Origin of the sequence: Rickettsia massiliae MTU5 (assembly GCF_000016625.1) — a bacterium.
Lineage (GTDB): Bacteria > Pseudomonadota > Alphaproteobacteria > Rickettsiales > Rickettsiaceae > Rickettsia > Rickettsia rickettsii.
The window spans coordinates 1,127,872-1,147,756 of the sequence record NC_009900.1 but is presented as its reverse complement, the minus strand read 5'-3'; the positions used below and the strand labels follow the sequence as shown (position 1 = coordinate 1,147,756).

Genomic DNA, 19,885 nt, shown 5'->3' with positions numbered 1-19,885 from the left:
TAAATGAAGCATCAGCAGACGACCCATTATAAAAAACAGTATATTTAGTTAGCTGAGCTGTGAGGACAGCCGCAATCTTTTTTAGGCTTATTTCTTTCTGCCGAATCTTCAAGTTTTTTACCGGTTGCCTGCATATCTTGACCTGTACCTTGCATTGTATTACAAGCACTTGTTAAGAAAGCTACAGCTACTAATATAGAAGTTATAAGTGCTGAACGCATAAATTTTACCTTTATCAAATTGAGCTTAGATATTATGAAGTAAGCAAAAAATTGTCAACTTGAAAATATATTAAAATTTAAAGTATTTGTACACATCACTTAGCCGTATCTTTATAATCACATAAGATATTTTGTTGACAAAATATTAATTTCTTAGTATTTCTTTAAGCATTAATATTTAAAAGATTTATAAAATGAAAGAAATCAATGATCAATTGAAAGAAGCACTATCTTCTATGAAAGACGGTGTCTTAGATTGTACAAATTTAGAGGGAATAAGCTTACAAGAGATTTTTAATTTTCTTCAAAATCCTGATATAGTAAAGGATAAAATTATCTCTCTTGATATATCAACTTATGAAAATTGGAAAGAAGTAAATGATTTTATTTTGCAATTAAATGATAATTCATCTTTTAAGCCCCAAACTATAGAAATTTATACCTTCTATAGATATATGGAAGATATTTTTAATTTAAGATTAAAAACAGGCATAAATATTACTACTAATCATACTGATGTTAATATGACAGATTACAGAAAAAAGAGGCTTTATTAAAAAAATTCTTAGTTTTACTAAAGATGAAGAACAGTTAAGTCAATTTATAAAAGCTGCATGTAAAGAAGCTAAAACCCCGGATGGAATCGAAATGCAGTATGGGCAAGTTTTACGGCTTGGTTCTAAGTATAATTTCAGTAAAATAGATAAAAACAATATTCTGATTTACAGGGTATTTCTAAAAAGTTACAAGAGACACAAATACAAAAAGTAAATTCAGAAATTCATCATTATAAACAGGAAGATGATTTACATTTTTATATGGTAAAAGTCAACGGAGCGAATATGTCTACTTGGCAAGATTTTTTGGGTAAGCAGAGTAGCTTTCAAAGTTCTTATCAAGGCAATGATCTGGTAATAAAAATTTTTGATAAGGGGAAGTATGCCTTTTCCGCTAGTTTAGATTATCATGATCAAGGCTTAACCGATGTATTATGTAGCCTTTGTTTCCAATAAAATATGACAAAAAGGTGACTCGCTTGATACTTCATCTATAGAGATGTTTATAACCATGCTGACTTCTCAAAATGCAAGCTTTATTTCGCATTCTGGTATAGCAAGACTTCCAATATATCAAGAAAAACCTTTTATTATAAAACATAAAAATCTTGCAGTTAAACTTCATAGTTTTATTGCCGCCTGTGCCAAAGATATTTATTCTAATAAAAAAGAATATATGATTACTGTACCGGTAAAGGAAATGACACAAATAATTCTTAAAGAATATGAGAAAAAAGGAGTTTTAGATAAAATATATATAGGACATCAGCAAGAAAATTTAGATAATAAACAAACCCCTATAAAACTTATTGAGGATAATGACAACACATTTATTTAGTCTTTATGATAAAAACGGTAATATATTACATGAATTAACTAGTGCACAAATGGAAGGAGAATTCGCTTGGTTTTGCAAACAGCCGTATCTATTATTCAGGGGGCAAGGTAAAAAGGTGCACCGTTCGTTATTTGTCATTTAGAAACATTAGCAACGCTTGATCCTAAACCTAATTCTATAGAACATGAATATTATTCAGAAATAATTGGTAATTTATAAGATTTACTATAACTCTTATTTAAGGTTAAAATAATAATCGCAATACTCTTTAATAGGGCAGATGTCGCAGTCGGGTTTTCTAGCTTTGCATATATATCTGCCGTGCAGAATTAGCCAGTGATGGGCATGCGTTAGCCATTTTTTATCGATAATCTGCAGTAGCTCTTTTTCTACTATTTCAGGAGTACCGCCTTTAGCAAGCCCGATCCTTTTGGCTACTCTAAAGACATGCGTATCAACTGCCATTGTAGGCATGCCGAATAAGCAATTTAGTACAACATTAGCAGTTTTTCTGCCAACGCCTGGTAGTTTAATTAATTCCTTAAAATCATTTGGTACTGAAGCTTGATAATTGCTTATCAATATTTTACATAATGCAATAATATTTTTTGCTTTGCTGTTAAATAGTCCGATAGATTTTATATATTTTTTAAGTCCTTCTTCGCCGAGTTCTAAAATTTTTTCTGGTGTATCATAAGTTGCAAATAAAGATTTAGTTGCTAAATTGACTAATATATCAGTGGCTTGAGCAGATAATATTACTGCTACTAATAAGGTAAAATCATTCCTATATATTAATTCGGTTTTCGGATTTGGATTATTCTTGCTAAAAATCTCAAAAATTTTATTAACTATTTGTGCTTGCATATATTGCTATAGAAAGTGTATTTTAGAAGATAAATTATTGAGTCTTAAAATGCTAGAAAATAAAAATTTTAAATTTATAGAAAATGAAATAAAAAATAATAAAGTAGTATTGTTCATGAAAGGTACTAAAGAGTCGCCTGCATGCGGATTTTCAGGAACCGTAGTAGCTATTTTGAATAAATTAGGTGTAGAATTTCGTGATATTAATGTACTTTTTGATGCTGAATTACGTGAAGATTTAAAAAAATTTAGCGACTGGCCGACATTCCCACAATTATACATTAACGAAGAATTAGTCGGCGGGTGTGATATTGCTAGAGAGTTATATCAAAGTGGGGAACTTGAGAAGATGTTGAAAGCGTATACTCGGTGAATTTCAAAAATTGGCGTCGTCGTCTACCAAGTTCTGCGGTGCTCACGTATTAAGTATACGCTCCGCTCCTTGCCTTGCAGACTCCTTGCTCTTTTTGAAATTGACCTTCGTATACTACTACTCAACCTTAATATTTTAAGTACATAAACATATAAAAACATGAGCAAATATTTAGAATACCCCGAAGTAGAAAGTAAAGAGCAGCCGCCGAAGAAGCTAGTAGTATTACTGCACGGTGTCGGCTCGGACGGACATGATTTAATAGGACTTGTGCCTTATATCAAAAATTATTTACCCAATTGTCATTTTATTTCCCCGCATGGTATCGAGGCTTATGATATGATGCCTTATGGTAGACAATGGTTTAGTTTGCAAGACCGCAGCCCGCATATTATGGCAAAGCTAATTGCAAATAATATTTCTAAGGTTGAAGATATAATAAAGCAAAAGCAGGACGAGTTAAATCTAACCAACAAAGATACTATCATTATTGGCTTTTCTCAAGGTACGATGATAGGGTTATATTTAACACTAGTTCAAAAAGAGCCGTTTTTCTGTACTATAGGTTTTTCGGGTGCATTAATTCCACCTATGGAAGTTAATAATAAGCTTACTCCTATATGCTTGATTCATGGGGAATTAGATGAGGTGGTCGGTGTTAGCGAGATGTATAATGCTTCAAACTATTTATCTAAGCTGCATATAGAGCATAGTGGACATAAATTAACGTCTCTTGCTCATTCAATAGATGGACGGGGGCTTGAGATTGCGATTAATTTTATAAATAGCCGTCATTGCGAGCAGCCGTAGGCTGCGTGGCAATCTCAGGATTTTGGTACGAGATTGCTTCGTCAAAATTTTCAATTTTTCCTCGCAATGACGATTAGATCTCCACACAACAAAACCAAAAAAGAATATGAGGATGAATGAATATTTTTAATAAAAATTTACATGAAACGGATAAAGAGATTAATGAAATAATAAAGCATGAAAAGCTACGTCAAAGTAGCGTAATCGAGCTTATTGCATCAGAAAATTTCGTAAGTCCTGCTGTGCTTGAAGCTCAAGGGTCGCTTCTGACTAACAAATATGCCGAAGGATACCCAAGTAAGCGATTCTATAACGGTTGCGAGGAAGTAGATAAAGCTGAAAATTTAGCTATAGAACGAGTAAAAAAACTCTTTAACTGCAAATATGCAAATGTCCAACCTCATTCAGGATCACAAGCAAATCAGGCTGTATATCTTGCTTTATTACAGCCGGGTGATACGGTTCTTGGTATGTCTTTAGATAGCGGCGGGCATCTAACGCACGGTGCAGCTCCTAATATGTCCGGTAAATGGTTTAACGTCGTTTCTTATAGTGTAAATAAAGAGACTTATTTAATCGATTATGATGAGATTGAACGCTTAGCGGATTTACATAAACCAAAATTACTTATAGCCGGTTTTTCTGCTTATCCTCGTAATATTGATTTTGCAAAATTTAGAGAAATCGTGGATAAAGTAGGAGCTTACTTTATGGCAGATATTGCTCATATTGCAGGACTTGTTGCCACAGGTGAGCATCAAAGCCCTATTCCTTACGCTCACGCTGTTACCTCTACTACTCATAAAACACTTAGAGGTCCAAGAGGCGGTTTAATTTTATCTAACGATGAAGAGATAGGTCAAAAAATAAATTCTGCATTATTTCCAGGACTACAAGGTGGTCCGTTAATGCATATAATCGCCGCAAAAGCCGTAGCTTTTTTAGAAAATTTGCAGCCTGAATATAAAAGTTATATTCAGCAGGTAATAAGTAACGCTAAAGCTTTAGCAAGTAGCTTGCAAGAAAGAGGATATGATATATTAACAGGTGGTACCGATAATCATATTGTTTTAGTGGATTTGCGTAAAGACGGAATCACGGGTAAGTTTGCCGCAAATTCTTTGGATAGAGCAGGGATTACGTGTAATAAGAATGCTATCCCGTTTGATGAAACTTCGCCTTTTATCACTTCAGGTATTCGCCTTGGTACTCCCGCATGTACTACTAGAGGCTTTAAAGAAAAGGATTTTGTATTAGTTGGTTATATGGTAGCAGATATTTTAGACGGCTTAAAAAATAATGAAGATAATAGCGATCTTGAGCAGAAAGTATTAAATGAAGTGACAAAATTAATTAAATTATTTCCGTTTTATGGCTAATTTAAATAAACGACCTGATTGGATAAAAGTAAAAGCTCCTAATTCTACAGAGTACTATAATACAAAAGATTTAATAAAGAATCTGAGATTAAATACTGTGTGCGAGGAAGCTGCTTGTCCTAATATTGGTGAGTGCTGGTCAAAAAAACATACAACTGTGATGATTTTAGGTTCGGTTTGTACTAGAGCCTGTAGGTTTTGTAACGTTAAAACGGGTAGACCGGATTTACTTGATCCGCATGAACCGCAAAGGTTAGCGGAGGCGGTACAAAAGCTAAATCTTAAGCATGTAGTAATTACTTCCGTCGATCGTGATGATCTTGAGGACGGCGGAGCTTCACATTTTGCGGAGTGTATTAGCGAAATCCGAAAATCATCGCCAAATACTACTATTGAGATTCTAACACCCGATTTTTTAAGAAAAGAAGGAGCAGCTGAAATAATAGCAAACGCAAAACCTGACGTTTTTAACCATAATGTCGAAACAGTACCGTCTTTATACAAAACGATTAGACCGGGGGCTAGATATTATAATTCTTTAAGCTTACTTCATAATATCAAAAAATTATCTCCTGACATTTTTACAAAATCCGGTATGATGGTAGGGCTTGGGGAAGAAATAAATGAAGTAGTACAGGTTATGGATGATTTAAGAGAAGCAAAGGTTGATTTCCTAACTATCGGGCAGTATCTGCAGCCTACCAAAAATCATGCTGAGGTCGCAAAATATGTTACGCCGGAAGAGTTTAAATATCTAGAGCGAGTAGCAAAAACAAAAGGATTCTTGATGGTTTCGGCAAGCCCGCTAACCCGTTCTTCATACCATGCCGATGAGGATTTTCAAAAATTAAAAGAGAATTACCAACAAAAACTGGTGTCTTAAAATATCATGCTTATTGCCTGTGTGGTCAGTTTTCATAGCTATTATCTTTGTTTACTAAAGTAAATAATCCTCATGTTGATTAATTTATATATATGATATCATACGTGTAACACACGTGTATACGAGTATTTTATGCAGAAGAAATTGACAATTACTATAGATGAAGTGGTTTATTATAGGCGTTATTCTTGTAATAGGTGAACGTAAAATTAGCAAATTTATTGAGCAATTTTAAAACCTTATGTAATTAATGAGGAGCTTGAAGCCGCTTACAAAGCCATGGCTCAAGATATAAAAGCTGAGGAGAAGGCCAATGAGTGTGGGTAGAAGGGTTAATAGAACGCGATTTTTATGAAAAGAGGTGAGGTATGGTGGTCGACTTTAATCCTTTGTTAGGTGGGGAAGTCGCTAAGGTAAGACCGGCAATAATTACTCAAATGCTTCATTAAATCGTGTGCAAGTAATACCTTTAACTAGTAACATCGATAAATGCTATCCTTGTGAAGCCTACGTAATGATAGGTAGCAAAAAAGGTAAAGCCATGACTGATCAAATAATGACAGTAAGCAAATTAGGATTAAAATCTAAAATTAACGTTATCTCTAATGAAGATGTACAGCTTTTAAAATATGCTCTTAAGTTGCAGCTAAGTCTATAACGACTATTCATTCAATATTTGGTACAATGATAAACGTAGAAATTGTAAGAAACTACAACAAATGGCGTGAGCATAAGCAGATAAATAAGAGTTTAATCAAAAAAATAACTCAAAATATTTTATTGCGATTTGATAATTTTAGTAAAATAAAACAATGTGAATTATCAATTTTACTAACAAATGTTGCAGAAATATTGACCTTAAACAAACAATTTCGTAATATAGAAAAAGCTACTAACGTTCTGTCTTTTCCAAGCAACGAATTAAATTGGCAGGATTTATATTCTAAACTTGAATTTTTAGGTGACTCTGATTATATGCATTTAGGTGATATAGCATTTTGTTATGAGGTAATATATAATGAATCGTGCGAGCAGCAAAAAACTTTCGAGAATCATTTTATTCATCTTTTAATACATAGTATTTTACACTTAATTGGGTTTGATCATCAAAATGACACAGAAGCAAATATTATGGAAAATCTAGAAATTGAAATATTATCATATTTCGGTATTTTTTCCCCTTATTAACTAAATAAAAAAATTTATGTTAAAATCTTCAAAAAAAGAAGATTCTAGTAAAAAAAATCAAAATAATAAGTTAATTTTTACTGTACGCAAATTATTCTCTCCGATAAAAAATTTTTTTAGAAAAACAAAAACGCCCGATAATTTTTTTGGTGTCATAAAACGCCTTAAAATTAATAGCCAAAAAATGACTTTAGACGAGCGTAATATTTTAGCTAATTTATTGGAGCTAGAATATAAAACTATTGAAGATATAATGGTACCGCGTTCCGATATTGCGGCAATAAAATTAACTACGAATCTAGAAGAATTAAGTGAGTCTATTAAGTTAGAAGTCCCACACACACGAACTCTTATATATGACGGTACTTTGGATAATGTAGTAGGGTTCATTCATATCAAGGATTTATTTAAAGCATTGGCTACAAAGCAAAACGGTCGTTTAAAAAAGCTTATACGTAAGCATATAATTGCAGCTCCTTCTATGAAATTATTAGATTTGCTAGCAAAAATGCGTCGTGAGAGAACACATATTGCAATAGTTGTTGATGAGTATGGCGGTACTGACGGTTTAGTTACTATTGAAGATCTTATAGAAGAAATAGTAGGACGAATAGATGATGAGCATGATCAGCAATTAGATAGCGATAATTTCAAGGTTATTAATAACTCAACAATTATTTCAAATGCACGTGTTGAAGTAGAAGTGCTTGAAGAAATAATAGGAGAAAAGCTACAAAATGATGATGATGAGTTTGATACGATAGGTGGATTAGTATTGACTAGAGTCAGTAGTGTTCCGGCTATCGGTACTAGAATAGATATTTCAGAAAATATTGAAATTGAAGTTACGGACGCAACTCCTCGTTCTTTAAAACAAGTCAAAATTAGACTAAAAAACGGTTTGAATGGTAAATGAATACGAATTTAGAGTCGGTGTGTCCTCTAAATTCGTTAAAAATATTTTATTATTATATTTCAGCTTGTGCTTCATTTCCTATCAATGCCATCGGACTTTCTTGCGAAGTTGCTTCTGTATAATGCTCATATGCTAGAATTGCTCCCATTGTTGCTACTACATCGGCACCACATTTGAGAATAAAAGCCGGAGATTTAAGTAAATCACCTGCTATCACATAAATTCCAACAGCACATGCTCCTACTACTGCAAGCTTACCATACCAAGGGGTTGTATCATTACTTCTAAATAACTCGACTATTTTGTTAAGCATAAAAATAAACCTAATTGTCAATGATAATTACCATGAAACATGGAAAATATAATTTTATGACATTATTTTCATTTGACTTAGCAGAGAAATTTGAGTTAAATATCAAAGCTCTATACATAAAAAATTATCATTATGAATGAATTACATATTAAACTACAAAATTACAGTAGTACATATCCTGAAGAAATTATTACAAAAACAAAAATGCTTGCATTTTTAAATGAATATGAAAACCCTTTTAGCTGAGATTTACAAATAGGACATTTCACTGCTTCGGCTTTTTTACTTAATAATGATAAAACTAAATTTTTATTGATGCACCATAAAAAGCTTGATAAGTGGCTTCAACCAGGCGGTCATTGTGATGGAGATAGTAATATATTAAATGTAGCGGTTAAAGAAGCTATAGAAGAATCCGGAATTAATGAAATCAAAACGATAAATAAGGAGATTTTTGATATAGACACCCATTATATTCCGCAAACTCATAAGGAGCCTGCTCATTATCACTATGATGTACGATTTTTACTAAAAACAGTAAATAATGATAATTTTATAAAAAATAACGAATCGAATGAACTTAAATGGTTTAACTTTTCTGATTATTCAAAATTAGATCTTGAGCTAGAACGTTCCGTTACTAGAATGATAGAAAAGTTTATGACAATTAACCATCCTGCTTGTTAAATATAAATTATTGCCCTATAATGGTGTTTTTGAAATAAAATGTAAATCAAATGCCATCATCTAGAATTTTTTCATTCCGTAGTAAGAACAAGGAAGATAATACTCTAAAAAACCTAGAAATTACGCATCCAGATTCAATTAATGAGAACAGACATACGAACTCTCTAGCAGGCGAAGTTGTGACTATTAAACTTAAGGATCAGCCTCAGCCTCATAATTTATAAAGAGTGAAAAAGTTACCCTAACTTTATTTAAACCGCCTTCTTTTCAAAGTAAAGACGAATTTGATCCTATTAAAGGATTTTGAGATTTTCTTAGATAATATAGAGACTAAAGCTTTAGGAGAGATTGATTCATAGTAACATCGACAGTTTTATGCTGTAAGGTTCCTAGCTAAAAAGGGCATTGCCCGCGTGGATCAAAAAACGCGTTCGGTGTCATACCGTGGTTTGACCGCGGTATCTTGTGTCGCAGACTGTATCCTTAGATCCCGTGATCAAGTTGCAGGATGACAATAATTTATTTTATGCTATTTTTTGATATTCAAAATATATTTTTCTTACTGCATAAATCCACGCTAAGCATACAAAAATAAATACCACCATTAGAATTGGTGAGATTGAGGTAAAAGTAGCGGTTGGAACTAAAGTAAAAATAATAGATTGCACAAGACCGCTAGAGGATTTGCCGACTTTTGCACTTATCACGTCAACCGCAGCTTTGCCTTTGGTTTTAAGCTCCTCATCAAGAGGGATATATAACATTTCTCTTGAAGTATCCCATATAGAATATTTAGTACCTTTAGCTAAAATATTTTGAATACCACCGATCGAAACGGCAAGAGCAAGAGGTGACATTAAAATTGCTCCATCAAATAATGATAAAATTTGTTGGTCAAATACGATAAGTACAAAGAACAAAATGCCGGTCACCATTATTATAACCGGTGAAATAACTGCTGCTACAAACCAGTTGTGCATACGCATAACGTTATTACCGATAATGGTCATAACCATTATTGCCACGCCTGTCCAAAGTATATACAGACTGTTAAATTCAGCATAGGTATTTACAGTCGGATATAATTCCTTAATTTTTGCTTTCCATACGGCTTCGACTAAGTTAATAGCAAATCCGAAAGCTGCCGAACAAATTAAAAGTAGCCATAAATATTTTGATTTCGCAATATATTTAAAGCTTTTAATTAGCCCCATACGTTCTGAAGTTGATCTACCGCTTTTTGCTTTAGCATAAAATAACGGATTAGTAAAAACGTTCTTGCTAATAAATCTAACTAACAAACAACAAATAATAGCAACAATTGCCACAATTGTCGTGGATACTTGAACTAAAGTGATTTTATTATCCGAAATACTCATAAACTTCTTAATAATAGTATCTTCCGATGATAGATTCATCATTAAAAAGCCGACTAATATTAAAGAAGAGTTGCCGAATAGCGAAAAGAGAGTATAAAATCTTTTTGCTTCTTCGGTAGTAGTAAGTTCATTAGCAAACTGCCAAAATAATAATACGTAAAAAATATTAGGCCAAAGCTCGGCAAGACTATAATATACTATATAACCCCAATTACCTACTAATGAGATATACCACTTAAAATGAGGATAACGTTCCATCCAGTCAGCTAGATTCTCGGGATGTACATGAAAAATATGAATATTAGGATAGATTACAAAAGTGAATAAAACAAAAAAGCTGATAAAAAATGCACTTAAATAATAAAAGATCTTTTCAAAAGTAAGATAATTAATCATTTTAGCATAAATAATCACGAATAAAGCAGCGGCAGGCATAACGCAATAAACTTTAGCAAAACCTGCTATTTCTGCACTAATCTCGGAGATTAAAATACTATCTTTTAAGATTCGTAAAACATTTTGATTAAATAAAATACAAAACATTAAGGTACTCATCGGAATAAACTTTCCGAGTTCGTAATTATGCACAGGCCAAAATGCCGCTCTGAATTTGTTTTTAAACGATCGTGATGAGGTACTTAGCATTATAAATCCCTAAGGACAAAAAAAAAACTTAAGCACTTCAAGATTTTATGAAAAGATATTTCCCCTAAAACTTTAGAGCCTATATATTGTTATTACATTCTGAAGGTGCTGAACTTATACAATATATTTAGCCTTTTGTCAAGAATTACTAATATAAGATTAGATACTCTCAATGCTAGATAGTAATAAACTACAGGAATATTTGTGACCTTTATAATAGATTATACAAAGACACCTAATTTAGGTAATAAATATTTAAAATCAGGTAAAATAGTAATGCAAACAGAGCATTATAGGGTGTTGTATTACTCGGTGTCATCCCGTGGTTTGTCCACGGGTTCCAGTAAAAATAAATTAAAAATGGATTCCCGCTTTCGTGAGAATGACAAAGGGGAAGTCAGGAATGACATAGAAAGAAGTCAGGATGACATCAAAACTTTCCTAATCATCCCCTCTATCTTCAACTCACCGGAAATATTTTTTTTAGCTCGTGACAAAAGTTTTATTGAAAATTTGAGAAGCTACGGTGAAGTTTATTTAATAGATTGGCTAGAGATTGAGGAACCTCATCAATATTTACTAGACGACTATGTGCATAAAATAATCGAAGTAATAGATAATTTGAAAATTAAAGACATTAATTTAATAGGTTATTGTATCGGCGGTAACCTTGCGATAGCTACAAACGTACTTATGCCTAAATTTATCAAAACTCTGACTTTACTTACCTGCTCGTGGGATTTTTCTCATTTTTTCTATATAAGAATGTTGCATCGATATTTAAAACTAGATAGTGGCATAGAAAATTTACCGATAATTCCTAAAATTCATATTCAAATTTTATTTTTTCTTTTATTCCCTGATTATTTCAATGCTAAATTAAAAAAATTTTTCTCTATAACTTCCGATAAGGAGCAAGAATTAGCATTTAGAATAGAGAATTGGCTTATGTCAGGTAATAGTATATCTAAGGAGGTTTATAATCAAATTATACAAAATATATCAGATGAAAATATGTTTATACATCTTAAATGGACAATCGATAATTTTATTATTGATCTGAGTTTAATTCATTGCCCTGTATATATAGTAGCAGCAGAAGATGATCAAATAGTACCTAAATCTTCCATTTTACCTTTGCAAAAATTATTAAAAAACTCTAAGCTTATAGATGTAGTAGGCGGACATATTAGTTATTTAATAAATGATAAACTAGATAAATTATTTAAGGAGTACACATTATGCCAAAACCGGTTTATATAACTTATGCGAAAAGGACTGCTTTCGGCTCGTTTATGGGTAGCCTTAGTACAATAAATAGCTGCACCTATGCTTGCTGCTCATTTAATAAAGGATATACTGCACAACAGCAAAATCGATCCAGCTTTAGTAGGTGAGGTAATTCTTGGGTAGGTAATAACCGGTGGTAGCGGGCAGAATCCGGCGAGGCAAACTCTGATTTATGCGGGAATACCGAAAGAAGTGTCGGGCTATAAAATATGCGGCTCAGGTATTAAAAGCGTAGCACTTGCAGCAAATTCAATTATGACGGGTGATAATGAAATAGTTATAGCAGGTGGGCAGGAGAATATGTCGCTCGCGGTATGCACGGTAGCTATATCAGAGCAGGAGCTAAATTCGGCGATATTAAAATGGTTGATCTAATGCAGTATGACGGATTAACCGATGTATTTTCAGGAGTATTTATGGGGATTACTGCCGAAAATATCTCGAAACAGTTTAATATTAGCAGACAACAGCAGGACGAGTTTGCCTTAAGCTCTCACAAGAAAGCAGCTAAAGCACAGCTAGCAGGAGTTTTTAAAGATGAAAAATCTTACCTATCGAAGTAACGATTAAAAAAACTACTAGTTTGTTTGATCATGATGAAACAGTAAGACCTAATACCAGCCTTGAAATTTTGAGTAAATTACGTCCTGCTTTTGATAAAAACGGTGTAGTTACGGCGGGTCATGCTTCCTCTATTAATGACGGTGCAGCATTTCTTATGGTAGTTTCCGAAGAAGCTTTGAAAAAGCATAATTTAACGCCGCTAGCTCTCGTATTGTTTCTTATGCTTTTCAGCCGGTGTTGATCCCAGTATTATGGGTACTGCCCCTGTTCCTGCATCCAAAAACGCTTTAAGTAAAACAGGTTGGAGCGCTAATGATTTGGAAGTTATCGAGGTTCATGAGGCGTTTGCCGCTCAAAGTATTTATGTAAACCATGGAATGAAATGGGATATGGAGAAGGTTAATGTTAACGGTGGAGCAATAGCAATCGGTCATCCGATCGGGGGGTAAGCGGCGGACGTGTACTTATTACTCTGATTACACGGCTTACGAAGAGCTAAAGCTAAAAAAGGCTTAGTTACTTTATGTATCGGTGGCAGTATGGGGATGGCTATATGCGTTGAAGCGGTTTAAATGTACATTTGACTATATAGGCACTAATTGCTTTATTTGCTAAAGAAGAAAGTTGTATTCATCTGAATTAACTATAGTTCATTGTAATATATATCTGATCTAATATCTCTACAACCTAATAATGCATCATTACAATGTGTTATTGTATTTATAAACTCATGAAAGGTAGAAAAATTAGAGAATGCCTCCGGTTCATAACTCTCCCAATAATTTTCTGCTTCTTCTATATTATTACAAACACGCTTTAGCTTTTGACCAAAATATTTAGGAATATGCCCTAAATTTTTTGCCCAACTCCATACCATAAAATAGTTAGGATTAAAATCAGTAGAATCTATAATAGGAGTTAATGGAAAATGCTGCAATAAATTAGAAAAGTTATTTATGAGTTTATGAGAGGCTAATGCTTCATTGGGTACATAATTCTCATCATCAAATTATCAAATTGATGAAATATTTTTAATCTTTTTAGGCATATATAGGTATCTCTTTTGCAAGTTCCATATAACGAGAAGATGGAAATTGGGTATTATAAAAAAGTTATAAGTTTGATTGCTTTTAAGCCATTCCTGGTCATTATTTATTATTTGTGCATCTTCAATTGGATATGCATCATTCCCATCAATTAAACAAGACAATATATAACTTAAGGTAGCTAATTGCATGCTTGGTGACCAGTTTATAGGATTCCAAGAAGACCAAATGCTAGACACTATATATTTAATAATTTCCTTATTATTTTGCATTTATTATATCCTTATTTGGGTTAAGGAAATATATTAAATGAATTTATAAAAAATACTAAAATTTTATTAAAATCATTAATAATTTGGCGATAATTGTGTTAATTATACACATCTTTATATGCTATAAATAGTAACATTAAAAAGTTGTTTACTTCTTCTAGTTTCATACTTAGGATATTTCTATTTTAAGTGTAAACTTCTTTTTATGTACAATCAATCTAATGAACAAATCAAATCTATCCTCGATGTATGGAAGATTATTGAAGTACTAACTCCTAATAAAAACGAAAATTTAAATAGATATTTTGAAATTATTAGAGAACATACCGTAAAAAAGGCAGTTTTAGTTGCAAACTGGATAAGAAAGAAACGCTTTTTTTCTTAAAAGATGCTCCGTTTGAAAAACTGGATAAAACAACACTCGGTATTGATCTTGAGAAAAACGAAGTAGCAGTTCATTGGCATATTTATCTCGGTTATTTAAAATGGTCGGAAGCTGAACTTGATCTTTTAAAGAAAATCCAAAATATAACTAAATTAGATCAAGAGTTCTTAAATGATTATAATAACCATCAAGATAAGCAAGAGCAACCGACAAACACCTATTGCTGGTTTAACTATAGATGCAAACGGTCAATATATTGAAGGATCGATGGTTATCTCTACTGCTGCTTATGCTCTCGGTAGAATCATGAGAGATGAGTTCCAAGAAAAAGAATTAAAAGATTTACCAAATTTTGTAGATAATAATAACAGCCTAATAGAGGAAGTATTTTCAGAAAACGAGAGAATATATTTTAAGGATAAAAAGCAAGATTCTTGAGTTAAAACTCTAGATTTAAAAATGATTAATCTTATGATTGATCTTGTAGTGCAGAAGTTAGAAATTGACAAGAAATATTTATTTAGCCGCTCTGAAATATGCGTAAGAAGAGTTACCTCGCATAAAAAGCAAAAAGATAAACCGGTAATTTATAATTTTGCCACTCCTTCTTTAGAAATGTTTAATAGTTTTTTTCTAAGGCCATTAGATTTTGTACGAAGTAATATAGAAAAATTTGACTCGGAATCAGCAATTGCCAAATATCTCGGTAAAGAAGATAAGCCGGATTCCATAGATGTTTTAAAGCATCAAGAAAGTCTACAAGAACTGTTATCTCCATTTATGATGTAACCGCTGTGTTGGTGTTCATCGCCGAGGCACTCTCTTGCGGCACTGCAAGCTGCTGCAATTAATTTGGTATTACCCTCTTTTCAGGAAAGCTTTTTGCTGTTAATGGTTCGCCTGGTACAGGTAAAACCACTATACTTTTTGATCTTATAGCAAATATCTATGTAGATCGTGCTTCATATTTAGCATCTTTAGAAGATCCTAAGGACGGGTTTCAAAATAAAAAATCTTCCGTACATACACCAAATTTTGATTATCATGTTAATTCTTTAAAACCGGAATTACAAACTTACGGTATGGTTGTTGCATCATCTAATAACAATGCTGTTGTGAAAATATATCTAAAGAAATATCGTTAGTTATATAGTAAAATAGATAAGCTATATCACATAAAGATTTAAGTTATTTTAAACAACTTTTATTGGAAGAGGAAAAAGAGAAAGATTGGGGTATATTTGCTGCGGTGCTTGGTAAGTATGGAAATAAAAAGAGATTTTCAAATAAGTTTTGGAAATATAAAGATGAAGAAGAGAACGATTATAAGAATGATGAAAAACATACAATGCTGCAATATCTTAATCCGCTAGTTAATAATAAATGTAAAGATAAAGCCCCTGCACATTTTAAACCTGAATATTGTAATTCTATAGATGAAATTAATAATGAATGGAAAGAAGCGTATGCTGATTTTAACAATTTATACAGTGAAATTCATGAAGTTTATGAAAATATTGCATTAGTTATTGAACTTAATAAAAAGAAAAGAGAGTTAATTAAGGAAGAGGATTTAGGAGCGATAATATATGCAGGAAAAAAAGAAGAGCAAAATGAGTTAGAATTAGAACTTGATTATAAAAGTTCTAAAATACTTGAAATTGATTGTGAAATAAAATTATTAAATTTGTTTTTTTTTGAAAAAATTCATGCATTTTTTAAAACCGCAAAATACAATTCTTGCTATGAGCAAAAACGGGATTTAATTAAGCTAAAAAATAAATCTTCAGAAGAAATTGACCGGATAAAAACTGATATTAAGAATATTAAAGCTGAAATTAAGAAAATTGAAGCTTCTGTAGAAGAAATAAAACAGCTTAACGACGATATAAGCTTGGCTATCGTAAGTTTAAAAGATAAATATTTCAATATTAAGGATTTTGAAGAAGATTTATTTTGGAAAAATTGGCAAGAAAATTTTGAAGATTTCAATAAAGTCACTCCTTACTTTGATAAAGAGTTTGAAAAATTAAGATCAAAATTATGTAACAAAATAGCTTACGGAAATGATTTTTGCTACCTCTGACTGTAACTCTGATATTAGAACAATTTTAGGTACTTCAAAATGGATAGATATAAAAGATAATAAGGTTCAACGTTATAAATATGAATCGGAAGCCGAATTGCAAAAATTACTAGAGTTATTAAAACAAGTATTAAAAGAGAAAAATGGGGATGATTTGCTCAAACAAATTTACATTATTACAATGTATAAAGATTACAGTGAATCTATTCGTAGAAAATTGAATGAAATATATGACGATTCAAGATATGAGAAAACAATTCAAGCATTTGGATATAAAAATATCGGCACACTATTCATGCATTTCAAGGCAAAGAAAACGATACGGTAATAATACTACTAGGAGCTCAGCATCCTCTTGATCAAGGTGCAAGAAATATAATGACGAAAAAGCCAAACGTCTTAAACGTCGGTATTAGCAGAGCTAAAAATAACCTTTATATTATCGGTAGCCTTGAGATTTGGCTGAAACATAAATATATGCCGGAAATCTATAATATGCTTGGTGATAAATATTATACTTAGATAGCACTACAAGAATTGGCTAACTGTCTAGATTGGCGGAGAGAGAGGGATTCGAACCCTCGATACGGTATGACCCGTATAACGGTTTAGCAAACCGCCGCCTTCGGCCACTCGGCCATCTCTCCAGTTATGGCGTTACTTTATATCATCTAATAAGCAAAATTTCTAGAATTATTTTATAATTTTTCTAACTAAATATAATCATTTTCCGGCTTTACGGAATTGCCCATAATCAAAGCTTCCTTATCACATCCGGGTAGCCCTTTAAAGTCCATATACCAATAACTAGGTAAATCATCCCAACTACGGAAATATTCAATATATTTGTAAAACTGTTTAGCCTTGGCTTCGATAGTTTTAATATCCGTGTTATCATCACAAATATCAAAAAGTTGTTGGGTTATATAATAAATAGATTTAGTATCACTTTTATATTTATCTATTAAGTACTATATAATTTTGATTCGCTTGTTGAAGCTAAGATGATAAGAGTCTGAAATTAACAATTTTACCTTTGGCTATTTTATCTATTATTGTATAGTTTTTAATTATAGGTTCTTCGTAATTAGCAATAATATAAATTTCCGGATTATATATATCTTTGAAGTTATTTCGCAGCATATTTTTACTGCTTTTAACCGTATTTTGATTTAGATAATCAAGCTCTAATATATGATTGGTAAGTAATAAACTTGCATGATCTATTTTATTAAAAGGAGCAACATACCATGGATATTCACCTTCTTTAATGTCTTTTTGGATAAGAGCAATTTTTTTATAACATTCTTCTTTTAAAAATGTATCATTAGTATCTGTTAAGGTTAAATTTTTAAAATCCTCTATTACCTTATCTAAATAGCTCTGCCAATCACTAGTTAATAATTCTAGCAATTGCTTAAAAAAAACTAACACTAATTTGCATATAATAATATTAAGTATATTAAGTTAATTTAAAAACTTTATGAATCAGAAGTTATTAGAGACAGTTATTTACTAACGTTATCTAAACAATTCTGTAGTTCTTCTAAATTACTTATATTACTTAACTTATATGGATAATTAATTTGCCGGAGCATATTTGTTAGTACGCTTCCTGCCCCTATTTCTACTATGTGAGTGATTTCTAATTTGTTAAATAGTTCTAAAGTTTCACGCCATCTAACTCGCCCGCATATCTGCAGAATTAAATTTTGTTTGATTTCTGTAGGATCTAGAGTAGGTTTTGCGGTATAATTTTGGATTATCGGTATCAGAGGCTTATTAATTACAGCTTTATCAAGAGCTACTCGCATTTTTTCTTCTGCCGGCTTCATTAAGCTACAATGAAATGGAGCACTGACTTTTAGTTTTATCGCTTTATAACCTAAATCTTTAATTATACTAATAGCATGATCTATAGCTGTGGTCTTACCGCTAATAACTATTTGTCCTTCGATGTTATCGTTGGCAATTTGGCATAAATTTATTTTGTTGCTCTCTGCTAATATTTCTTCAAGTTTTTGAAGCGGAATATTGATACAAGCCGCCATGCTTCCCTCACCTTCAGGACATGCTTCCTGCATAGATGTACTACGTATATGAAGTAGTTTTGTTGCTGTCTCAAGGTTAATACTTTCGGTACTACATAAAGCACTATATTCACCTAGCGAATGACCGGCAGCATAATCACAAAGACTATCCAAACTTTTACCGGTTTCAGCTTTGATAATATTTATTATTGCCATAGATACGGCCATTAATGCCGGTTGTGCGTTAGTGGTTAAGGTAAGTTCTTCAGAAGGTCCATTAAAAATTATATCAGTGAGTTTTCGGTTTAGTACTTCATCAACGATTTGAAAAGTTTCTTTGGCGGGTTTAAAATTATCATAAAAATCTTTTCCCATGCCGATCAATTGCAACCCTTGACCGGGGAAGATAAAAGCTGTTTTCATATTTTGTATTATCGATTGAGTTTATTAATAGATTTTATTAAAATTTTCTAAAATAGTCAAATTATTTTAAGCATTTTAAAACTGTTTTTCAATTGTTACGCTATATATAATTTTTACAAAAGTATTAATTTTTCTTAGCTCTATAATTTGATTACTTCCAACTAGTACTATAAATTAAACTAAGAAAATATAAACAAGGAAATTAGTTATGAAGTTAAAAGAATATTTTAAAAAGTGAGAAAGTACAGCTTTTGGTCTGTGGCTTGCTGCATTTAAAAAATTATTTAGTAAAGAGGCATTAGAAGAGGAAATACTGAATATAAAACTAAAGGAATCTGAAAAGCAAGAGGTTAATAAAAAAGATTTAGTTATTTTATCTAATAATGTTATTGAAATTGAACAAAAAGATACAATAGAGCATGAAATTTCAAGAGTTAACCAATATAACGAAAATATAGGTTTGGTATTTACTCTAATTACCAATATTCAATTAGAAAAATTTGCAGAATTTATCTCTAATTTACCGAAAAAACATAGTGAATTTAAGGATTACTTTTGTAGTGAAGAACAAAAAGATGGGTGTTTTAAAAAAGAAAAAATTTAAGTATTATTCCTTATTACCTTTTTCATAAGCATAATGCAGGGATGGTAATTGTTTAAACCTTTCTATTTTAATTCTTGCTTTATTTTCAAAGAAACTTTCTAAAATTTTTAACATAAGACGCTATTTCAA

At 31.8% G+C, this 19,885-nt stretch carries 27 protein-coding genes, 1 tRNA gene and 4 pseudogenes; 22 read left to right on the top strand and 10 right to left on the bottom strand.

Features of this window, described 5'->3' with window-relative positions; translation table 11 throughout:
* Positions 1–44: 44 nt before the first annotated feature.
* Positions 45–221, bottom strand: a complete 177-nt coding sequence (locus tag RMA_RS06270; RefSeq protein WP_014365439.1) for an entericidin A/B family lipoprotein — start codon at positions 219–221, stop codon at positions 45–47.
* Positions 222–415: 194 nt separating this feature from the next.
* Here RMA_RS06270 and RMA_RS10065 point away from each other — a divergent pair, with 194 nt between their 5' ends.
* The 3 genes from RMA_RS10065 to RMA_RS06255 all read left to right on the top strand — a co-directional run bounded on the left by RMA_RS10065 (position 416) and on the right by RMA_RS06255 (position 1,616).
* Positions 416–778 carry a hypothetical protein gene (locus tag RMA_RS10065; protein ID WP_014365440.1) on the top strand — a complete coding sequence of 121 codons (363 nt, stop codon included), beginning with the start codon at positions 416–418 and terminating at the stop codon, positions 776–778.
* A 261-nt stretch (positions 779–1,039) separates the two neighbouring features.
* Complete coding sequence (locus RMA_RS10225) at positions 1,040–1,234, top strand: hypothetical protein (RefSeq protein WP_041404850.1); 195 nt, start codon at positions 1,040–1,042, stop codon at positions 1,232–1,234.
* 55 nt (positions 1,235–1,289) lie between these two features.
* Positions 1,290–1,616, top strand: coding sequence for a hypothetical protein (locus tag RMA_RS06255; RefSeq protein WP_041405048.1), 327 nt, complete (start codon positions 1,290–1,292; stop codon positions 1,614–1,616).
* A 234-nt stretch (positions 1,617–1,850) separates the two neighbouring features.
* Here the strand turns inward: RMA_RS06255 and nth are convergent, their stop codons facing one another.
* Positions 1,851–2,483: an endonuclease III gene (gene nth, locus RMA_RS06250; RefSeq protein WP_012153128.1), complete on the bottom strand. Its 633-nt coding sequence runs from the start codon at positions 2,481–2,483 to the stop codon at positions 1,851–1,853.
* A 49-nt stretch (positions 2,484–2,532) separates the two neighbouring features.
* On the opposite strand from nth, the gene grxD reads away from it, so the two are divergent.
* Both grxD and RMA_RS06240 read left to right on the top strand, forming a co-directional pair.
* Positions 2,533–2,856, top strand: a complete 324-nt coding sequence (gene grxD, locus RMA_RS06245; protein ID WP_041405047.1) for a Grx4 family monothiol glutaredoxin — start codon at positions 2,533–2,535, stop codon at positions 2,854–2,856.
* A gap of 159 nt (positions 2,857–3,015) precedes the next feature.
* The gene (locus tag RMA_RS06240) at positions 3,016–3,666 is read left to right on the top strand and encodes a hydrolase (RefSeq protein WP_012153126.1); all 651 of its coding nucleotides are present in this window, start codon (positions 3,016–3,018) and stop codon (positions 3,664–3,666) included.
* Here the strand turns inward: RMA_RS06240 and RMA_RS12325 are convergent.
* A pseudogene (locus tag RMA_RS12325) lies at positions 3,634–3,753 on the bottom strand (zinc ABC transporter substrate-binding protein); the annotation flags it as partial. The gene RMA_RS06240 and the pseudogene RMA_RS12325 overlap by 33 nt on opposite strands.
* 29 nt (positions 3,754–3,782) lie before the next feature.
* On the opposite strand from RMA_RS12325, the gene glyA reads away from it, so the two are divergent.
* The 5 genes from glyA (at position 3,783) to tlyC (ending at position 8,032) form a co-directional block, all read left to right on the top strand.
* A complete protein-coding gene (gene glyA / locus RMA_RS06235) occupies positions 3,783–5,045 on the top strand; it encodes a serine hydroxymethyltransferase (protein ID WP_012153125.1) in 1,263 nt (420 codons plus the stop codon).
* Positions 5,038–5,928 (top strand): lipoyl synthase, encoded by an 891-nt coding sequence (gene lipA / locus RMA_RS06230; RefSeq protein WP_012153124.1) that lies wholly within the window; start codon positions 5,038–5,040, stop codon positions 5,926–5,928. The genes glyA and lipA overlap by 8 nt, the downstream gene beginning before the upstream one ends.
* A 454-nt stretch (positions 5,929–6,382) precedes the next feature.
* A complete protein-coding gene (locus tag RMA_RS06225; RefSeq protein WP_012153123.1) occupies positions 6,383–6,586 on the top strand; it encodes a type II toxin-antitoxin system PemK/MazF family toxin in 204 nt (67 codons plus the stop codon).
* A 26-nt stretch (positions 6,587–6,612) separates the two neighbouring features.
* Positions 6,613–7,116 (top strand): rRNA maturation RNase YbeY, encoded by a 504-nt coding sequence (ybeY, locus tag RMA_RS06220; protein ID WP_041404849.1) that lies wholly within the window; start codon positions 6,613–6,615, stop codon positions 7,114–7,116.
* Positions 7,117–7,132: 16 nt separating this feature from the next.
* A complete protein-coding gene (gene tlyC / locus RMA_RS06215) occupies positions 7,133–8,032 on the top strand; it encodes a hemolysin C (protein WP_014365448.1) in 900 nt (299 codons plus the stop codon).
* A gap of 52 nt (positions 8,033–8,084) precedes the next feature.
* Here tlyC and RMA_RS06210 read toward each other — a convergent pair whose 3' ends face one another.
* Positions 8,085–8,345 (bottom strand): hypothetical protein, encoded by a 261-nt coding sequence (locus RMA_RS06210; RefSeq protein WP_049749376.1) that lies wholly within the window; start codon positions 8,343–8,345, stop codon positions 8,085–8,087.
* A gap of 132 nt (positions 8,346–8,477) precedes the next feature.
* Here RMA_RS06210 and RMA_RS06205 point away from each other — a divergent pair, with 132 nt between their 5' ends.
* On the top strand, positions 8,478–8,591 hold the full coding sequence (locus RMA_RS06205; protein WP_041404848.1) for a hypothetical protein: 114 nt from the start codon (positions 8,478–8,480) through the stop codon (positions 8,589–8,591).
* 9 nt (positions 8,592–8,600) lie between these two features.
* Positions 8,601–9,032, top strand: coding sequence for an NUDIX hydrolase (locus RMA_RS06200; protein ID WP_012153120.1), 432 nt, complete (start codon positions 8,601–8,603; stop codon positions 9,030–9,032).
* Between the two features lie 524 nt (positions 9,033–9,556).
* Here the strand turns inward: RMA_RS06200 and tlc5 are convergent.
* Positions 9,557–11,056, bottom strand: coding sequence for a GTP/GDP exchange transporter Tlc5 (gene tlc5, locus RMA_RS06195; protein ID WP_041404846.1), 1,500 nt, complete (start codon positions 11,054–11,056; stop codon positions 9,557–9,559).
* Positions 11,057–11,260: 204 nt separating this feature from the next.
* Between tlc5 and RMA_RS06190 the strand changes: the two genes are divergently transcribed.
* Positions 11,261–12,319, top strand: coding sequence for an alpha/beta fold hydrolase (locus tag RMA_RS06190; protein ID WP_410526292.1), 1,059 nt, complete (start codon positions 11,261–11,263; stop codon positions 12,317–12,319).
* A pseudogene (locus tag RMA_RS06185) lies at positions 12,298–13,482 on the top strand (acetyl-CoA C-acetyltransferase). The gene RMA_RS06190 and the pseudogene RMA_RS06185 overlap by 22 nt, the downstream one beginning before the upstream one ends.
* A 71-nt stretch (positions 13,483–13,553) precedes the next feature.
* On the opposite strand, the gene RMA_RS06180 reads toward RMA_RS06185, so the two are convergent.
* Positions 13,554–13,847 carry a hypothetical protein gene (locus tag RMA_RS06180; RefSeq protein ID WP_238375447.1) on the bottom strand — a complete coding sequence of 98 codons (294 nt, stop codon included), beginning with the start codon at positions 13,845–13,847 and terminating at the stop codon, positions 13,554–13,556.
* A 586-nt stretch (positions 13,848–14,433) separates the two neighbouring features.
* Here RMA_RS06180 and RMA_RS09560 point away from each other — a divergent pair.
* The 7 genes and pseudogenes from RMA_RS09560 to RMA_RS11365 all read left to right on the top strand — a co-directional run bounded on the left by RMA_RS09560 (position 14,434) and on the right by RMA_RS11365 (position 17,221).
* A complete protein-coding gene (locus tag RMA_RS09560; protein WP_148194425.1) occupies positions 14,434–14,613 on the top strand; it encodes a hypothetical protein in 180 nt (59 codons plus the stop codon).
* A gap of 20 nt (positions 14,614–14,633) precedes the next feature.
* On the top strand, positions 14,634–14,873 hold the full coding sequence (locus RMA_RS12125) for a hypothetical protein (protein WP_081427940.1): 240 nt from the start codon (positions 14,634–14,636) through the stop codon (positions 14,871–14,873).
* Positions 14,785–15,051 (top strand): hypothetical protein, encoded by a 267-nt coding sequence (locus RMA_RS09555; protein WP_148194424.1) that lies wholly within the window; start codon positions 14,785–14,787, stop codon positions 15,049–15,051. Before RMA_RS12125 ends, RMA_RS09555 begins: the two co-directional genes overlap by 89 nt.
* Positions 15,052–15,072: 21 nt before the next feature.
* A complete protein-coding gene (locus RMA_RS06170; protein ID WP_238375446.1) occupies positions 15,073–15,402 on the top strand; it encodes a hypothetical protein in 330 nt (109 codons plus the stop codon).
* A gap of 898 nt (positions 15,403–16,300) precedes the next feature.
* Positions 16,301–16,594, top strand: a pseudogene (locus tag RMA_RS12120) (hypothetical protein); the annotation flags it as partial.
* Between the two features lie 85 nt (positions 16,595–16,679).
* Positions 16,680–17,027, top strand: a complete 348-nt coding sequence (locus tag RMA_RS11370) for a hypothetical protein (RefSeq protein WP_238375444.1) — start codon at positions 16,680–16,682, stop codon at positions 17,025–17,027.
* A complete protein-coding gene (locus RMA_RS11365; RefSeq protein WP_337998661.1) occupies positions 16,991–17,221 on the top strand; it encodes an AAA domain-containing protein in 231 nt (76 codons plus the stop codon). The genes RMA_RS11370 and RMA_RS11365 overlap by 37 nt, the downstream gene beginning before the upstream one ends.
* Before the next feature lie 33 nt (positions 17,222–17,254).
* Here RMA_RS11365 and RMA_RS06150 read toward each other — a convergent pair.
* The 4 genes and pseudogenes from RMA_RS06150 to fabD all read right to left on the bottom strand — a co-directional run bounded on the left by RMA_RS06150 (position 17,255) and on the right by fabD (position 19,152).
* Positions 17,255–17,346, bottom strand: a tRNA-Ser gene (locus tag RMA_RS06150).
* 66 nt (positions 17,347–17,412) lie between these two features.
* A pseudogene (locus RMA_RS06145) lies at positions 17,413–17,727 on the bottom strand (hypothetical protein).
* Positions 17,699–18,112 carry a hypothetical protein gene (locus RMA_RS11360; protein WP_041405041.1) on the bottom strand — a complete coding sequence of 138 codons (414 nt, stop codon included), beginning with the start codon at positions 18,110–18,112 and terminating at the stop codon, positions 17,699–17,701. The pseudogene RMA_RS06145 and the gene RMA_RS11360 overlap by 29 nt, the downstream one beginning before the upstream one ends.
* A 95-nt stretch (positions 18,113–18,207) precedes the next feature.
* Positions 18,208–19,152, bottom strand: a complete 945-nt coding sequence (gene fabD, locus RMA_RS06135) for an ACP S-malonyltransferase (protein WP_041404845.1) — start codon at positions 19,150–19,152, stop codon at positions 18,208–18,210.
* A gap of 460 nt (positions 19,153–19,612) precedes the next feature.
* On the opposite strand from fabD, the gene RMA_RS11355 reads away from it, so the two are divergent.
* The gene (locus tag RMA_RS11355; RefSeq protein ID WP_238375443.1) at positions 19,613–19,756 is read left to right on the top strand and encodes a hypothetical protein; all 144 of its coding nucleotides are present in this window, start codon (positions 19,613–19,615) and stop codon (positions 19,754–19,756) included.
* Positions 19,757–19,885 lie beyond the last annotated feature (129 nt).

Bases quoted from the DNA above. Each gene is read 5' to 3' on its own strand.
- RMA_RS06210 (WP_049749376.1), bottom strand. From the start codon at position 8,345: ATGCTTAACAAAATAGTCGAGTTATTTAGAAGTAATGATACAACCCCT.
- lipA (WP_012153124.1), top strand. From the start codon at position 5,038: ATGGCTAATTTAAATAAACGACCTGATTGGATAAAAGTAAAAGCTCCT.
- fabD (WP_041404845.1), bottom strand. From the start codon at position 19,152: ATGAAAACAGCTTTTATCTTCCCCGGTCAAGGGTTGCAATTGATCGGC.
- RMA_RS11370 (WP_238375444.1), top strand. From the start codon at position 16,680: ATGATTTTTGCTACCTCTGACTGTAACTCTGATATTAGAACAATTTTA.
- RMA_RS09555 (WP_148194424.1), top strand. From the start codon at position 14,785: ATGATTATAATAACCATCAAGATAAGCAAGAGCAACCGACAAACACCT.
- RMA_RS10065 (WP_014365440.1), top strand. From the start codon at position 416: ATGAAAGAAATCAATGATCAATTGAAAGAAGCACTATCTTCTATGAAA.
- RMA_RS06240 (WP_012153126.1), top strand. From the start codon at position 3,016: ATGAGCAAATATTTAGAATACCCCGAAGTAGAAAGTAAAGAGCAGCCG.
- tlc5 (WP_041404846.1), bottom strand. From the start codon at position 11,056: ATGCTAAGTACCTCATCACGATCGTTTAAAAACAAATTCAGAGCGGCA.
- RMA_RS10225 (WP_041404850.1), top strand. From the start codon at position 1,040: ATGGTAAAAGTCAACGGAGCGAATATGTCTACTTGGCAAGATTTTTTG.
- RMA_RS06255 (WP_041405048.1), top strand. From the start codon at position 1,290: ATGCTGACTTCTCAAAATGCAAGCTTTATTTCGCATTCTGGTATAGCA.
- glyA (WP_012153125.1), top strand. From the start codon at position 3,783: ATGAATATTTTTAATAAAAATTTACATGAAACGGATAAAGAGATTAAT.
- grxD (WP_041405047.1), top strand. From the start codon at position 2,533: ATGCTAGAAAATAAAAATTTTAAATTTATAGAAAATGAAATAAAAAAT.
- RMA_RS06270 (WP_014365439.1), bottom strand. From the start codon at position 221: ATGCGTTCAGCACTTATAACTTCTATATTAGTAGCTGTAGCTTTCTTA.
- RMA_RS06205 (WP_041404848.1), top strand. From the start codon at position 8,478: ATGAATGAATTACATATTAAACTACAAAATTACAGTAGTACATATCCT.
- RMA_RS09560 (WP_148194425.1), top strand. From the start codon at position 14,434: ATGTACAATCAATCTAATGAACAAATCAAATCTATCCTCGATGTATGG.
- ybeY (WP_041404849.1), top strand. From the start codon at position 6,613: ATGATAAACGTAGAAATTGTAAGAAACTACAACAAATGGCGTGAGCAT.
- nth (WP_012153128.1), bottom strand. From the start codon at position 2,483: ATGCAAGCACAAATAGTTAATAAAATTTTTGAGATTTTTAGCAAGAAT.
- tlyC (WP_014365448.1), top strand. From the start codon at position 7,133: ATGTTAAAATCTTCAAAAAAAGAAGATTCTAGTAAAAAAAATCAAAAT.
- RMA_RS06170 (WP_238375446.1), top strand. From the start codon at position 15,073: ATGATTAATCTTATGATTGATCTTGTAGTGCAGAAGTTAGAAATTGAC.